Raw genomic sequence first — 13,240 nt, forward strand, 5'->3', positions numbered from 1 at the left:
CGCATGGCAACGGAAACCATGACGGCGATCATCGCCGCACAGCCGGGTGGTGCAGAGGTGCTGACTGCGGTGCAGCGCCCGGTGCCGCAGCCGGGACCGGGCGAAGTGCTGCTGCGCGTCGTCAGCGCAGGGGTTAACCGGCCCGATATTCTGCAGCGCAACGGCATGCCACCGCCGCCAGGCTGCAGCGATATTCTCGGGCTGGAAGCGGCGGGCGTGATTGTGGCGCTGGGTGCCGGCGTCAGCGAACTGCAGCCGGGCATGGCGGTGATGGCGCTGCTGAGCGGCGGCGGTTATGCACAATACTGCGTGGCGCGCGCCGACCTGTGCCTGCCGGTGCCGGATACGCTGCCGCTCAGCCACGCGGCGGGCTTTCCCGAAGCCGCGTTTACCGTCTGGCACAACCTGTTTGAGCTGGGCCGTCTGATGCCGGGCGACAGCGTACTGATTCACGGCGCGGCCAGCGGGGTGGGCACGCTGGCGATCCAGTGCGCCCAAGCCTGTGGTGCGCGGGTGATTGCCACCGCCGGCGGTGCGGAAAAAATCGCCGCGCTGCAGCAGCTGGGCGTGTGGCGCGCCATCGATCGCCATAGCGAAGATTTTGTGGCGGTGATTCGAACGCTGACCCGGGAACGCGGCGTGGATGTGGTGCTCGATAACGTCGGCGGCGACTACATTGCGCGCAACCTCAGCGTGCTGGCAGCGGGCGGGCGGCACGTCAGCCTCGCCTTTATGCAGCGGGCCACGGTGGAGATCGATTTACAGCTGATCATGCGTAAAGGCTTAAGCCTGACCTCTTCCACGCTGCGACCGAAAAGCGCGGCGGAAAAAGCGCGTCTGGCGCAGTGCGTGCGCGCTCATCTGCTGCCTTTACTGGCCGCCGGGCGCATCACGCCGCGGGTACACCAGCTGTTGCCGCTGACGGCCGCCACGCAGGCGCACCGTATCCTTGAAGCCAATGCCAATATCGGCAAAGTGCTGCTCCAGCCGGACGCGGAGGCCACGCCATGATGGAACTCTATTACGCTTCTACCTCGGCTTACGTGCGAAAAGTGATGGTGTGCGCCCGGCTGCTGGGTCTGGCGCCGGAGATCACCCTGCTGGCGTCGGCGGCGCACCCCATCGAGCGCGATGCGCGCATTGCCGCGTTTAATCCGCTGGCTAAAGTGCCGGCGCTGCGCACCGAACAGGGACTATGTTTATACGACAGCCGGGTGATCTGCGAATACCTTAACCAGCGCGCCGCGGGCCAGCTGCTGCCGGCAGACGGCGAGGCACGCTGGCTGTGCCTCACGCGGCAGGCGCTGGGTGATGGGCTGCTGGACGCCGCGCTGCTGGCGCGCTACGAAACCAGCGCCCGCCCGCTGGAAAAGCAGTGGTCAGCGTGGCGCGACGCACAGCTGACCAAAGTGGCGGCTGCGCTGGCGGCCATTGAGCAGCAGGCGGAGGCGTTCAGCCGCACGCCCGACGATCTCGGGTTGATCGCCATCGGCTGCGGGTTGGGCTACCTCGACTTCCGTTTTGCTGAACTCAACTGGCGCGCCACGCATCCGCAGAGCGCCGCCTGGTTTGCCCTTTTTGACGCGCATCCGGCGATGGCCGCGACGCGCCCGCACCTGTAACGGAGCCGCAATGTCTCAGATTTTCTTTCTCAATGGGCCGAATGCCAATCTGTACGGCATGGATCGCCACGGTACCTACGGCAGCGACAGTTTCGCCAGCATCGGCGAGCGCTGTCAGCGGCGCGCCGACGCATACGGCCTCAGGCTGCAGTTTCGTCAGAGCAACCATGAAGGGGTGCTGGTGGACTGGATTCAGGAAGCGCGCCAGCAGGCGGACGGGCTGATCATCAATGCCGCCGGGTTGTCGTATCGCTCGGTGCCGATTCTGGATGCGCTGCTGATGTTTGATGGCCCGATCATCGAAGCGCACATGAGCAATATCTGGCAGCGCGAGCCGTTTCGTCATCAGTCGCTGGTGTCGAAAGCCGCCACCGGCGTGATCGCCGGGCTGGGCGCGCTGGGTTATGAACTGGCTATCGATGCGCTGGCGACACTGCTTCAGGAGCCCAGCGCATGACGACTCTGGTGTTTTACAGCGAGTTCGACAGCTTCGAGGCGTGGTCGGCGCTGCTGGCACCGCAGTTACCGGATGTCGCTATCTGCCGTGCCGATCAGGTTGCGGACGCCGATAGCGTGCAGTTTGCGCTGGCGTGGAAGCCGCCGCGCGGTTTTTTTGCCCCGTATCGCCAGCTGAAATTGCTGGTGAATCTGGGCGCGGGCGTCGACTCGCTGGTAGGGCGCGACGACCTGCCTGACATCCCGATCGTCCGGCTATCGGACCCGGATATGGCGCGCATGATGGCCGGTTACGTGCTGTTTGCCGTGCTGCGTTACGCGCGTGACATACCGGCATTTGAGCGCGCACAGCGTGAACATCGCTGGCACTATCTGCATCCGCGCGAGCCGGCGTCGATTCGCGTGGGCGTGTTGGGGCTGGGCGAACTGGGTGCGTATGCGGCGCGCGAACTGGCGCGTCAGGGCTTTAACGTGCGCGGCTGGTCGCGGTCGCCCAAAGCGCTGGACGGCATTCACTGCGTCAGCGGTATGCAGGCGCTGGATGCGTTTCTGGCCAGCAGCGACATTCTGGTGGTGATGCTGCCGCTCACGCCGGAAACCCACGGTTTGCTGGATGCGCAGCGCCTGGCGCGGTTGCCGCCGGGCTGTGCGCTGATCAACGTGTCGCGCGGCGCGATTGTCGATCAGCCCGCGCTGACCGCTGCGCTGCAGAGCGGACAGATCGCCCACGCCACATTAGACGTGTTCGACCGCGAGCCGCTGCCGCCCGACGATGCGCTGTGGGGCATGGAGAATGTGCTGATCACCCCGCATCTGGCGTCGGTGGCGATCCCGGCCAGCGCCGCGCGTCAGGTGGCTGATAACATCCAGCGGGTGATGCGCGGCGAGCCGGTGCTCAACCAGGTGTTTCCCGCGCGGGGTTACTGAGCGCGTCAGGCGACGCGCACCACCTGCGGGTCGAAGTAGCTTGGCGCGGCCATGCCGGGAATGTATTGATCGGAGATGAACATGCGGCAGCGTTCGGCGAAGGCGTTGACCACCATCGACTGCTGCACGTGGGCCACCGTGGCGTATCCCAGCAACATTGGCCGGTTCACGCCGGCAAGGCGCACGCGGATCACCCGTTTGCCATCCTGCGACAGATTGGCTTTGGGCCGCACATTGGCGATGCCAAATCCCACGCCGTTGGCCACCATCGCGCGTACCACTTCCATATTGCCGGAGCGCATCACAATGTTGGGCGTGACGCCCGCTTCGCTAAACAGGCTGAGAAAATATTCACGGCTCCACGGCATATCCAGCAGCACCATCGGCACCGTAGCGAGATCCTGAATGGTCACCGCAGACTGACTGGCAAACGGGTGATGTTCGCCGACCATCACATACGGCGGCAGCTGCGCTAGTGACTGAAACGCGATGTCGCTGGCCGGCACCAGATCGTAGGTCAGCGCGATATCGATATCGGCGGCGCGCAGCTGTTTCAGCAGCTGTTCATGATTGCCCTCCACCAGCGTGATGCGCACGCCAGGGAAGGCGCGGCCAAAGCCAAACACCAGCTCCGGCGTCAGCATCGGGGCCAGCGTGTCGAGACAGCCGACGCGCAGCGGGCCGCGCACGTTGTTCAGCGACTCTGAGGCGATGGTATACAGATTCGACATCTGTTCCAGGATCAGCTTCGCCTCTTTTAAAACCTGATGGCCAATGGCGGTGAGCGACACGCCCTGCGCGTGGTGGCGCACAAACAGCTGCACCCCCAGCTCGGATTCGATGTGGGTAATGGCGGCCGAGATCGACGGTGACGATACGTGAATACGTTCGGATGCGCCAATAATGCTGCCGGCTTCGCCGGACGCGACGAAGTATTCCAGCTGGCGCTGGGTGATGCGACTGAGCATGCAGATTCTCCTGGTGTCGCCAGCGCGATCTTGTCGCGCCGGCTTTTCTATTTACCCCTGTTTCCATGCATTTATCATGCCGGACAGCGAATAGCAGCATAATCCCCTGCCTGACCCTTCACGCCCATTCGCTTCTGCCTCACTAAGGCTTAAGAAAATCCGTTGCAAAGCAGCGACTTTTTTAGCGTCAGAAATTCCGATGCAACGGCGAGGAAAAGGCTGTTTTACCGCAGCAGCGGCCAGCGGCAGAATCGCTGTGACACCTGCTTTTCACTTTCGCACTGTTTTGGCGCAGCGCGCCGTGGCGAATCAACGGTGGTTCAGAGCAGCGATAACAGCCTTTTCATTCACTGGGGACAAAAATATGTTGCGTAAGATGTGTGCCTTAACGTTGTTAACCACGGGAATTCTGAGCGCAGGGAATGCCATGGCCGCCGACAAGCTGATTGTCAGCACCTGGGGCGGCAGCTTTAAAGATCTGATCGATCAAACCATCGCCAAAGAGTTCACCAAAGAGACCGGCGTCGAAGTCCAGTTCGTCACCGGCGGCACCATCGATCGCCTCAACAAAGCCAAACTGGCGGGCGGTTCGCCGGAAACGGACGTGACCTTCACCACCGCGCACGTCGGCTATCTGTATGCCAACAGCGGCCTGTTCGAGAAACTCGACATGAGCAAAATCCCTAACGCGGTCAATCTGGTGCAGCAGGCGAAAGTCAGCCCGTATCACCTTGGCGTGTGGGGCTACGTCTACACCATCGGCTACCGTCCGGATCTGGTGCCGAAAGGGGAAACCTTCACCAGCTGGAACGACCTGTGGAAGCCGGAGCTGAAAGGCACGCTGGCGCTGCCCGACTGGGATCCGAGCCACATCATCGCCGTGGCCGCCAAACTCTCCGGCAGCGATGCGGCGCACTGGCAGCAGGGCCAGGCGAAGCTGAAAGCGCTGATTCCTAACATCAAATCGTTCTACACCGATGATGCCAACAGCCAGCAGCTGATCTCCACCGGAGAAACGCCGGTGCAGGTGATGCTGTCAATGAACGCCTACAGCATGATTGCGGAAGGGGTCAACATTAAGCTGGCGATACCGAAAGAGGGCGCGATCCTCGGCGTGGATACCGTCGGCATCAATAAAGGCAGCAAACATGCCGATCTGGCGTACAAGTTCATCAACATCGCGCTGAAACCGGAAATTCAGCAGCAGGTGGCGAAGATCTATCGCGGTAGCCCGACGGTGACCAACGCGCATATCGATCCGGAGCTGGCAAAGCTGCCAGGCATGCTGACCACGCCGGCGCAGTGGAATGCCACCATCAATACCGATCCGCAACTGCGCGCGGAGAAAACCGCCGAGTGGCGTCAGTGGTTCTCTGAAAACATCATGTCTCACTGATTGTCCTGGTGCTGCGGCGGGGCGGGTGCCTCGCCGCAGCCGGTAACACCTATGCAGGCAGTAACGTCCATGACGAAAAAACCGACATTTTTACCCTGGTTCATTCTTCCCGCCACGCTGACCGCGATGGGGCTGGTCGTCGCGATGTTTGCGGTGATGCAGTTCAGCGTGCGCGCGTACATCCCCGGCTCGCTGGATGTCGGCGGCTTTACGCTGGCCAATTTCAGTGGCCTGTTCAAACGCATCTACGGCGATGCGTTTCTCAATACCGTGCTGCTCAGCGCCAAAACGGCCTTATTTGGTTTGCTGATGAGTTACCCACTGGCCTATGCGCTGGTGCGCACCCGCACTGCGTGGATCAAATCCACCATTCTGATCATCGCGATTACTCCGCTATTTTTGGGGGAAGTGGTGCGCACCTATTCGTGGATTATCGTGCTGGGTAACAGCGGCTTTCTTAATAGCCTGCTGCTGGCGCTGGGCATCATCAGCCAGCCGATCCAGTTTATGTTTACCCAGACCGGTGTGGTGGTCGCGCTGGTGCATGTCACCATGCCGATCATGGTGCTGATGCTGGCGACGGCGCTGTCACACATCAATCCGGACTACGAAAAAGCCGCCACCAGCCTTGGTGCCGGACCGGTACGCGCGCTGCTGACGGTGACCATTCCGCTATCCATTCCCGGCATCATCGCCAGCCTGACCACCGCGTTTGCCTGGACCTTCAGCGCTTTCGCGACGCCCCAACTGATTGGCGGCGGGCGCGTCAGTACCGTGGCTACGCTGGTGTATCAGCTGGGCTTCTCCTCGATGAACTTCCCGTTTGCCGCAGCGCTGAGCATTGCTGGCCTGCTGCTGACCATTCTGCTGCTGCTGGCGCTGAAGCGCATGACGCGCTTCCTGCACGCCATGGGAGGGCACTGATATGACCCGTTCTCACAACGACAAACTGATCGCGCTGCTGGGTAAACTGCTGGTGATCGCCATTCTGACGTTTGTCATGTTGCCCACCGTCGTGGTGTTTATCTCGTCGTTCAGCAGCACCTCCGTGCTGTTCTTCCCGCCGAAAGGCTGGTCGCTGCGCTGGTTTGAGCGGGCGCTGAGCTACGACGATTTTCGTCACGGCTTCTGGTCCGGACTGATTGTCACAGCATGGGCGTCAACGCTGGCGGTGGTCATCGGTGCCACGCTGGCGATTGCCATCGAGCGCTATCGCTTTCCCTGCAAACAGGTGCTGGAGAGCATTCTGCTGTCGCCGCTGTTTATTCCGCATTTCACCATTGGCCTCGGCCTGCTGATGCTGGTGTCACAGCTCAATCTGGGACGCGGCTACGCGCTGGTGATTTTCTGCCACGTGGTGCTGGTGCTGCCGTTCGTGCTGCGCAGCGTCTATGTATCGCTGAAAAATCTTGAGCAGCGGATAGAACTGGCGGCGGCCAGCCTCGGCGCATCGCCGTTGCGCGTGGTATGGACCATTACCGTGCCGCTGATTCTGCCGGGCCTGTTTGGTGGCTGGCTGTTCGCGGCGATTCTCTCTTTCAATGAATTTACCGCCTCGCTGTTTATTACCACCCAGGCGACGCAGACGCTGCCGGTGGCGATGTACAACTACGTGCGTGAATTTGCCGACCCGACGCTGGCGGCGCTGTCGGTTATTTATATTGTGGTGACCGCCGCGATGTTAATTATCGCCAATAAGTTTTTCGGGCTGGGAAAAATATTAAACGTTGAGGCCGGGCATTAATTTCGCTGTGCCATTAAGCCGCCGTTAAACATGACAACCTGGTGTTAATCGCCAGCGGCGCAATATTTGCGCCGCGCTGGTGGCATGCCAACTATTCGGGGATGACCTATGTCAGTAGAAAAAATCAATACCGTGATTGTCGGAGCGGGCCAGGCGGGTATCGCCATGAGCGAACATCTGGCGCAGATGCAGATCCCGCACGTGGTGCTGGAGCGCAGCCGCATTGCCGAGCGCTGGCGCTCCGAACGCTGGGACTCGCTGGTGGCAAACGGCCCGGCGTGGCACGACCGCTTTCCTTCGCTGAAGTTTGATAACATTTCACCGGAGGCGTTTCCGCCGAAAGAGCGCATGGCGCAGTATTTCGAGGATTACGCAAAGATGCTCAACGCGCCGGTGCGCACCGGGGTTGAAGTACAGCAGGTGACGCGGCTGCCCGGACGCAGCGGCTTCCGGGTGGTGACGTCGGTGGGAGAATTCGACGCGGACAATGTGGTGGCTGCTACCGGGCCGTTTCAGAAGCCCGCGTTCCCGGCCATCGTGCCTGAAGGCGCGGTGCCGCAGCAGATCCACTCATCGGCGTACAAAAATCCACAGCAGCTGGCGCCCGGTGCGGTGCTGGTGGTCGGTGCGGGTGCGTCCGGCACCCAGATTGCCGAGGAGTTGCGTCAGGCCGGCCGCGAGGTGTTTCTGTCGGTCGGCGAGCACTACCGCCCGCCACGCGCCTATCGCGACCGTGATTACTGCTGGTGGCTTGGCGCGCTGGGGCTGTGGGACGAAGTGAAAATCAAGCCGAAGAAACAGCACGTGGCCTTTGCCGTCAGCGGCTATGAAGGCGGTAAAACCGTGGATTTTCGCCGGCTGGCCCATATGGGCATTACGCTGGTCGGCATCACCGAGCGCTGGGATAACGGCGTGCTGCGCTTTGCGCCGGGGCTGGCAGAGAATATCGCCGAAGGTGACAGAGCTTATTTCGAGGTGCTGCGCGATGCGGATGCGTACATAGAACGCAACGGGCTGGATTTACCGGCCGAGCCGCAGGCGTGGGAGCTGTTGCCGGATCCGGACTGCCTGTTAAATCCGCTGATGCAGCTGGACGTGCAGGCGGCGGGCATCAGCACCATTATCTGGGCTACCGGGTTTAAATTTGATTTCAGCTGGCTGCAGGTGGATGCGTTTGATGAACAGGGCCTGCCATTCCACAAGCGCGGTATTTCTGCCGAGCGCGGTATTTATTTCCTTGGCCTGCCCAATCTGGTCAACCGGGCGTCGTCGTTTATTTACGGCGTGTGGCACGATGCGAAATATATTGCCGACCACATCGCGCTGCAAAATGCCTATTCGGATTACGTAAAGTCGTAATTATTTTCCAGGTGCGCATGAATGCGCACCCTACGGAGAACGTTCACCCTTAAATTGTATCACGTAGGGTCGCTATTAATAGCGACCCGCTGTAGCGACTGAACCGTATTTATTCTGGCTCTGCTGGTGGATGAGGCAATCGGGAAGATGACGTATAGCTCTGATAGAGCGCTTTGATATCTGGATCGTCAACCGCACCGTAGTAAATATCTTCTTTATCTAAACCGTCCAACCCTTTTATGCCACTAATCATTGCCGGCCATTCGCTTCGACTGGCAATATCAACAACGCAGGGGAGTAAATAATTATCCAGATGGCCTTTAGCGGGTTCACGAATCTCAGCGCTGAGTGCGCTAAGATACGCATCTTTTTTGGTTCTTGCCCATTCAATGGCAAAGCCAGCACGGTAGGTCATTTCCATAAATAGCAACAGCAACGTTCGACCATTACCATCCAGAAAAGGATGGGCAAAAGCCAGTTGTCCCATAACCTCACCCGGTTTTTTTCTGAACCGCGATGAGTCGCTGGCAAGGCGCAGAGCATAATCAACGGCGAGCTGAATCGAGTGGGGCTGCTCAAACATGGTAAAATGAGCATCTTCTGGCATGCCTTTAAAAACAGCAAGATGAGGAACTAACTCGTTGCGATCTTTACCCGCCCAGGGATAAAAGTCAGAAAACAGAATTTTATGAACTGACAAAAAAGTGCTGTAAGTGATTGCAGGTTGAAGTGCCAGGAAATGAAGCGCATCTTCGACGCTCGATTCAAAGGCCAGATGCTCAGCTTTTTTTACCTCATCCGCATCTTTAAGCCCCAACGCGTTTCTCAGGTAGCCAGAAGTAGAAAAATCGCTGAAAGGATCAAACGTCATGCGCTGAAGTTCTGCTTGTGCTCACGTTTTTCCTGCAGATAAGAACCCTGGAGCTTCAGCGTTTCTGCTTTAGTCAGTACACCTTTTCTTTTGAGATTAACCAGCAATTGTTCAACGTAATCCAGTTCTACTCTGTCGCCTGCCAGATGAGTAATCGCAGCAGCCATCAGGCTGACACCGTCACGCTCTGCGGTGATATGGTTAGCCTTCGCTAAATTCTGGATTTGGCTGGCAATACTCAGAGATGCATTTCTGCTCATAATTGATCTCCCGTCAGAAGTTCAATTTTAGCACGCTGCATCGTCAAAGTCAGTGGGGAGAGACGCGGAACCACAGGGCATCTCACAGCGGTAACACTGGTGAAGCCTGACACAGCAATCAGCCAATCCTCAGACAAAAAAATGCCGGTGGGCGATTGCTCGCGCACCGGCATCGGTTCGATTGACTCAGCGATGGCCTATTACAGCGCCATATCCTGCTTCGCGGACTCTTCGCGCGGTTTGGCCTGCGCAGGTGCCGACTGCTGATCGTCCATGTTAATCACTGGCGGTTTGGTCAGCTGCAGCACGGATGCGGTATTATCCCATACCTGCTGGGTCAACGCGGTGTTGCCGTTCAGCTTCTGGCCGAAGCTTGGCACGATAGCGCGGATCTTCTGCTGCCACTCCGGTGACGCGAACTGCTGCGGGAACAGCTTCTGCATCACGTTCAGGGTGATCGGTGCCGCAGTAGATGCACCCGGTGAAGCACCCAGCAGGGCCGCCACGGTTTTCTGCTGATCGGTCACGATTTCGGTACCCAGCTTCAGCACGCCGCCTTTCTCAGCATCTTTCTTGATGATCTGCACACGCTGGCCGGCCTGAATCAGTTTCCAGTCCTCTTTACGCGCGTTCGGGTAGTACTCTTTCAGCGCGGCAAAGCGGTCGTCATCGTTCAGCATCACCTGACCAATCAGATATTTCACCAGGTCAAAGTTATCGATGCCCACGTGCGTCATCGGCATGAAGTTACTGGTGGTGGTGGCACTCAGCAGATCAAACAGCGAACCGTTCTTCAGGTATTTGGTTGAGAACGTGGCGAATGGCCCAAACAGCACCACTTTTTTACCGTCGAGGTTACGGGCATCAATGTGCGGTACCGACATTGGCGGTGCGCCTACGGAAGCCTGACCATACACTTTCTGCAGGTGACGGCTGGTGATTTCCGGGTTTTCGGTCATCAGGAACGAACCGCCCACCGGGAAACCGCCGTAGTTATCGGCTTCAGGAATACCGGTTTTTTGCAGCAGCTTGATCGCCGCACCGCCCGCGCCGATGAATACGTATTTCGCATCCACTTCACGGTTTGCGCCGCTCTTCACGTCTTTGATGGTGACGTGCCAGGAGTTGTCGCTGTTGCGTTTGAAATCGGTGACTTCAGAGGAGGTTTCCAGCTTGAAGTTCTGATCTTTCTGCAGGCTGCCGATCAGCTGACGGGTGATTTCACCGTAGTTCACATCGGTACCCACCGGCGTCCAGGTAGCGGCCACTTTCTGATTCGGATCGCGACCTTCCATCACCAGCGGTGCCCACTGCTCGATCTGTTTGTGATCGGTAGAGAACTTCATGCCCTGGAACAGGGTCGTTTTCTGCAGCGCCGCATAGCGTTTGGTCAGGTATTCGACATTTTTGTCGCCCCAGACAAAGCTCATGTGCGGGGTGGAGTTGATGAACGAACGCGGATCGTGCAGCACGCCACGCTGTACCTGGCTGGTCAGGAACTGGCGGGTAATCATGAACGATTCATTGATTTCCAGCGCCTTGCTCACATCGATGGAACCGTCTGCACGCTCTGGCGTGTAGTTCAGCTCCATGTTGGCAGAGTGGCCAGTACCGGCGTTATTCCAGCCGTTGGAGGATTCCAGCGCGACGCCGTCGAGACGCTCAACCATCAGTTGTTTCCAGCCCGGTTGCAGCTCCTGCAGCCAGGTACCGAGCGAGGCGCTCATGATACCGCCGCCAATCAGCAGCACGTCGGTTTTTTCTGGTGCGTTCTCAGCGTGAACCGCTGAAGAGACAAGCAGTGCCGTCAGCGAAAGCGCGGACACAAGTTTTTTGGTCTGAGTCATGCCAGTCCTGTTTATTCTTTGCAGATGAACGTTAAAAATTCGGTTGGCAAATTAAAAGATTGTTACGAAGAGATTAACTTGTTTTTAGTTAATTAACTATTGATGGCAATTAATTAACTTTCATAAAAGCGGGGTGGCGAAATAAACGGCAGGAATACAGCAGCAATGCGGGAAAAAGCAACAATATATCCGCTAACGGAGCGCGGTTATTATTTATAACCACGGGCACGACTTAGGTCAAATTAAATCCGCTGCCGCGATGACAAATCATGCACTATCACTGCACGGAGCGTGTTGATGATCTGACGCCGAATGGGTTTACCCTAAGGTCTCTGATGACTTGTTTAACTTTCGCGTGGACATGAGCATGGCGGGCAAAACCCTGTATGAAAAGCTGATCGAACAGCATGTGGTACGTCACCTGGACGATGAGGGGCACGTGCTGCTCTATATCGACCGGTCAATCCTCAATGAATACACCAGCCCGCAGGCGTTTAGCGGTCTGCGCGATCGGTCGCGGCGCGTGCGCCATCCGGCCACCATTCTACTCAACGTTGACCATGTGAACCCGACGCGGCCGGTGCGCGATGCGGCGATGACCGACGCAGGCGGCCAGCTGCAGGTCGATTACTTCCGCAAAAATGCGGAACACTTTGGCATTGAGCTGTTTGACGTGCTTGACCCGCGACAGGGCATTGAACATGTGGTGGCGCACGAGCAGGGGCTGGTGATGCCGGGGATGGTGATTGCCGCCGGCGACAGCCATACCACCACTTACGGGGCGTTTGGCGCGCTGGGGTTCGGCATCGGCACCTCGGAAATCGAGCACCTGCTGGCGACACAGACATTGATTTATCGCACGCTGAAAACCATGCGCGTTGAAGTCACCGGCGAGCTGCCGTTTGGCTGTGCCGCCAAAGACATCGTGCTGGCGTTGATCGAACAGATTGGCGCATCCGGCGCTACGGGGTATGCGATTGAGTTTACCGGCAGCGCGATCGATGCGCTGAGCATGGAAGGGCGTATGACGCTGTGTAACATGGCAGTGGAAGCCGGTGCGCGCGGGGCGATTATCGCGCCGGATGACAAGGTCTACGCGTATATTGCCGGCAAACCACAAATGCCGGTGGGCGAATTGTGGCAGCAGGCGCTGGCCGAGTGGCGCACGTTGCGCAGCGATGATGATGCGGTATTTGACCGGCGACTGATTATTGATTGCAGCGATCTGGAACCGAAAGTCACCTGGGGCATCAGCCCGGAACAGGCCTGCGCCATCAGCGGCCACGTGCCTAATCCGGCTGACGAACCCGATCTGGTGAAACAGCAGGCGATGAAAAATGCGTTGCACTACATGGGGCTGCAAGCCGGCACGCCGCTGGCCAACATTGCCATCACCCACGCGTTTATCGGCTCCTGCACCAATGGGCGCATTGAAGATTTGCGCGCCGCGGCAGCGGTGATTGGCACCCGCAAAATCGCGCCGCACGTGCGCGGCATCATCGTGCCGGGCTCAACCCAGGTACGGCAGCAGGCGGAGGCGGAAGGGCTGGCGGCCATCTTTATCGACGCTGGCTTCGAATGGCGTCAGTCGGGCTGTTCGATGTGTCTGGCGATGAACGAGGATGTGCTGGCACCGGGCGATCGCTGCGCATCAGGCACCAATCGTAACTTTGCCGGCCGTCAGGGCGCGGGCGCGCGCACTCACTTAATGAGTCCGGCGATGGTCGCCGCCGCTGCGCTGGCGGGCCATCTGGTTGATGTTCGTCACTATCTGCAATCCGGGGTTTAAT

General features: G+C 58.7%; 13 protein-coding genes. 9 read left to right on the plus strand and 4 right to left on the minus strand.

Annotated elements, in window-relative coordinates; genetic code table 11:
• The first annotated feature begins 3 nt into the window (after positions 1-3).
• Genes C1Y43_RS05030 through C1Y43_RS05045 form a run of 4 tightly spaced genes read left to right on the plus strand, consistent with a single transcriptional unit; the run spans position 4 to position 3,005 of the window.
• Positions 4-1,011 (plus strand): NAD(P)H-quinone oxidoreductase, encoded by a 1,008-nt coding sequence (locus C1Y43_RS05030; RefSeq protein ID WP_104187242.1) that lies wholly within the window; start codon positions 4-6, stop codon positions 1,009-1,011.
• Positions 1,008-1,622 carry a glutathione S-transferase N-terminal domain-containing protein gene (locus tag C1Y43_RS05035; protein ID WP_104187244.1) on the plus strand — a complete coding sequence of 205 codons (615 nt, stop codon included), beginning with the start codon at positions 1,008-1,010 and terminating at the stop codon, positions 1,620-1,622. Before C1Y43_RS05030 ends, C1Y43_RS05035 begins: the two co-directional genes overlap by 4 nt.
• Before the next feature lie 10 nt (positions 1,623-1,632).
• Complete coding sequence (locus C1Y43_RS05040) at positions 1,633-2,079, plus strand: type II 3-dehydroquinate dehydratase (RefSeq protein WP_104187245.1); 447 nt, start codon at positions 1,633-1,635, stop codon at positions 2,077-2,079.
• The gene (locus C1Y43_RS05045; RefSeq protein WP_168714986.1) at positions 2,076-3,005 is read left to right on the plus strand and encodes a glyoxylate/hydroxypyruvate reductase A; all 930 of its coding nucleotides are present in this window, start codon (positions 2,076-2,078) and stop codon (positions 3,003-3,005) included. Before C1Y43_RS05040 ends, C1Y43_RS05045 begins: the two co-directional genes overlap by 4 nt.
• Positions 3,006-3,010: 5 nt before the next feature.
• Here the strand turns inward: C1Y43_RS05045 and C1Y43_RS05050 are convergent, their stop codons facing one another.
• On the minus strand, positions 3,011-3,973 hold the full coding sequence (locus tag C1Y43_RS05050) for a LysR family transcriptional regulator (protein ID WP_021509493.1): 963 nt from the start codon (positions 3,971-3,973) through the stop codon (positions 3,011-3,013).
• A 364-nt stretch (positions 3,974-4,337) separates the two neighbouring features.
• Between C1Y43_RS05050 and C1Y43_RS05055 the strand changes: the two genes are divergently transcribed.
• The 4 genes from C1Y43_RS05055 (at position 4,338) to C1Y43_RS05070 (ending at position 8,472) form a co-directional block, all read left to right on the plus strand.
• Entirely contained in the window at positions 4,338-5,369 is a 1,032-nt protein-coding gene (locus C1Y43_RS05055) for a polyamine ABC transporter substrate-binding protein (protein ID WP_058758799.1), read from the plus strand.
• Between the two features lie 69 nt (positions 5,370-5,438).
• Entirely contained in the window at positions 5,439-6,293 is an 855-nt protein-coding gene (locus C1Y43_RS05060) for an ABC transporter permease (protein ID WP_021509491.1), read from the plus strand.
• A 1-nt stretch (position 6,294) separates the two neighbouring features.
• Positions 6,295-7,113, plus strand: a complete 819-nt coding sequence (locus C1Y43_RS05065) for an ABC transporter permease (RefSeq protein ID WP_058775057.1) — start codon at positions 6,295-6,297, stop codon at positions 7,111-7,113.
• A gap of 108 nt (positions 7,114-7,221) precedes the next feature.
• Positions 7,222-8,472 carry an NAD(P)/FAD-dependent oxidoreductase gene (locus C1Y43_RS05070; RefSeq protein ID WP_058775056.1) on the plus strand — a complete coding sequence of 417 codons (1,251 nt, stop codon included), beginning with the start codon at positions 7,222-7,224 and terminating at the stop codon, positions 8,470-8,472.
• Positions 8,473-8,581: 109 nt separating this feature from the next.
• Here C1Y43_RS05070 and C1Y43_RS05075 read toward each other — a convergent pair whose 3' ends face one another.
• The 3 genes from C1Y43_RS05075 to mqo form a co-directional block, all read right to left on the minus strand.
• Positions 8,582-9,343: a Fic family protein gene (locus C1Y43_RS05075; RefSeq protein ID WP_104187247.1), complete on the minus strand. Its 762-nt coding sequence runs from the start codon at positions 9,341-9,343 to the stop codon at positions 8,582-8,584.
• Positions 9,340-9,603, minus strand: a complete 264-nt coding sequence (locus tag C1Y43_RS05080) for a hypothetical protein (RefSeq protein WP_104187249.1) — start codon at positions 9,601-9,603, stop codon at positions 9,340-9,342. Before C1Y43_RS05080 ends, C1Y43_RS05075 begins: the two co-directional genes overlap by 4 nt.
• A gap of 200 nt (positions 9,604-9,803) precedes the next feature.
• On the minus strand, positions 9,804-11,450 hold the full coding sequence (mqo, locus tag C1Y43_RS05085; protein WP_021509488.1) for a malate dehydrogenase (quinone): 1,647 nt from the start codon (positions 11,448-11,450) through the stop codon (positions 9,804-9,806).
• A 367-nt stretch (positions 11,451-11,817) separates the two neighbouring features.
• On the opposite strand from mqo, the gene leuC reads away from it, so the two are divergent.
• Positions 11,818-13,239, plus strand: a complete 1,422-nt coding sequence (gene leuC, locus C1Y43_RS05090) for a 3-isopropylmalate dehydratase large subunit (protein ID WP_104187250.1) — start codon at positions 11,818-11,820, stop codon at positions 13,237-13,239.
• Position 13,240: the final 1 nt, after the last annotated feature.

This window comes from Pantoea sp. ICBG 828, assembly GCF_002928355.1.
In the GTDB taxonomy this organism is placed as follows: domain Bacteria; phylum Pseudomonadota; class Gammaproteobacteria; order Enterobacterales; family Enterobacteriaceae; genus Pantoea; species Pantoea dispersa.

Coding starts and splice junctions, on each gene's coding strand:
- C1Y43_RS05030 (WP_104187242.1), top strand. CDS start 4: ATGGCAACGGAAACCATGACGGCGATCATCGCCGCACAGCCGGGTGGT.
- C1Y43_RS05035 (WP_104187244.1), top strand. CDS start 1,008: ATGATGGAACTCTATTACGCTTCTACCTCGGCTTACGTGCGAAAAGTG.
- C1Y43_RS05040 (WP_104187245.1), top strand. CDS start 1,633: ATGTCTCAGATTTTCTTTCTCAATGGGCCGAATGCCAATCTGTACGGC.
- C1Y43_RS05045 (WP_168714986.1), top strand. CDS start 2,076: ATGACGACTCTGGTGTTTTACAGCGAGTTCGACAGCTTCGAGGCGTGG.
- C1Y43_RS05050 (WP_021509493.1), bottom strand. CDS start 3,973: ATGCTCAGTCGCATCACCCAGCGCCAGCTGGAATACTTCGTCGCGTCC.
- C1Y43_RS05055 (WP_058758799.1), top strand. CDS start 4,338: ATGTTGCGTAAGATGTGTGCCTTAACGTTGTTAACCACGGGAATTCTG.
- C1Y43_RS05060 (WP_021509491.1), top strand. CDS start 5,439: ATGACGAAAAAACCGACATTTTTACCCTGGTTCATTCTTCCCGCCACG.
- C1Y43_RS05065 (WP_058775057.1), top strand. CDS start 6,295: ATGACCCGTTCTCACAACGACAAACTGATCGCGCTGCTGGGTAAACTG.
- C1Y43_RS05070 (WP_058775056.1), top strand. CDS start 7,222: ATGTCAGTAGAAAAAATCAATACCGTGATTGTCGGAGCGGGCCAGGCG.
- C1Y43_RS05075 (WP_104187247.1), bottom strand. CDS start 9,343: ATGACGTTTGATCCTTTCAGCGATTTTTCTACTTCTGGCTACCTGAGA.
- C1Y43_RS05080 (WP_104187249.1), bottom strand. CDS start 9,603: ATGAGCAGAAATGCATCTCTGAGTATTGCCAGCCAAATCCAGAATTTA.
- mqo (WP_021509488.1), bottom strand. CDS start 11,450: ATGACTCAGACCAAAAAACTTGTGTCCGCGCTTTCGCTGACGGCACTG.
- leuC (WP_104187250.1), top strand. CDS start 11,818: ATGGCGGGCAAAACCCTGTATGAAAAGCTGATCGAACAGCATGTGGTA.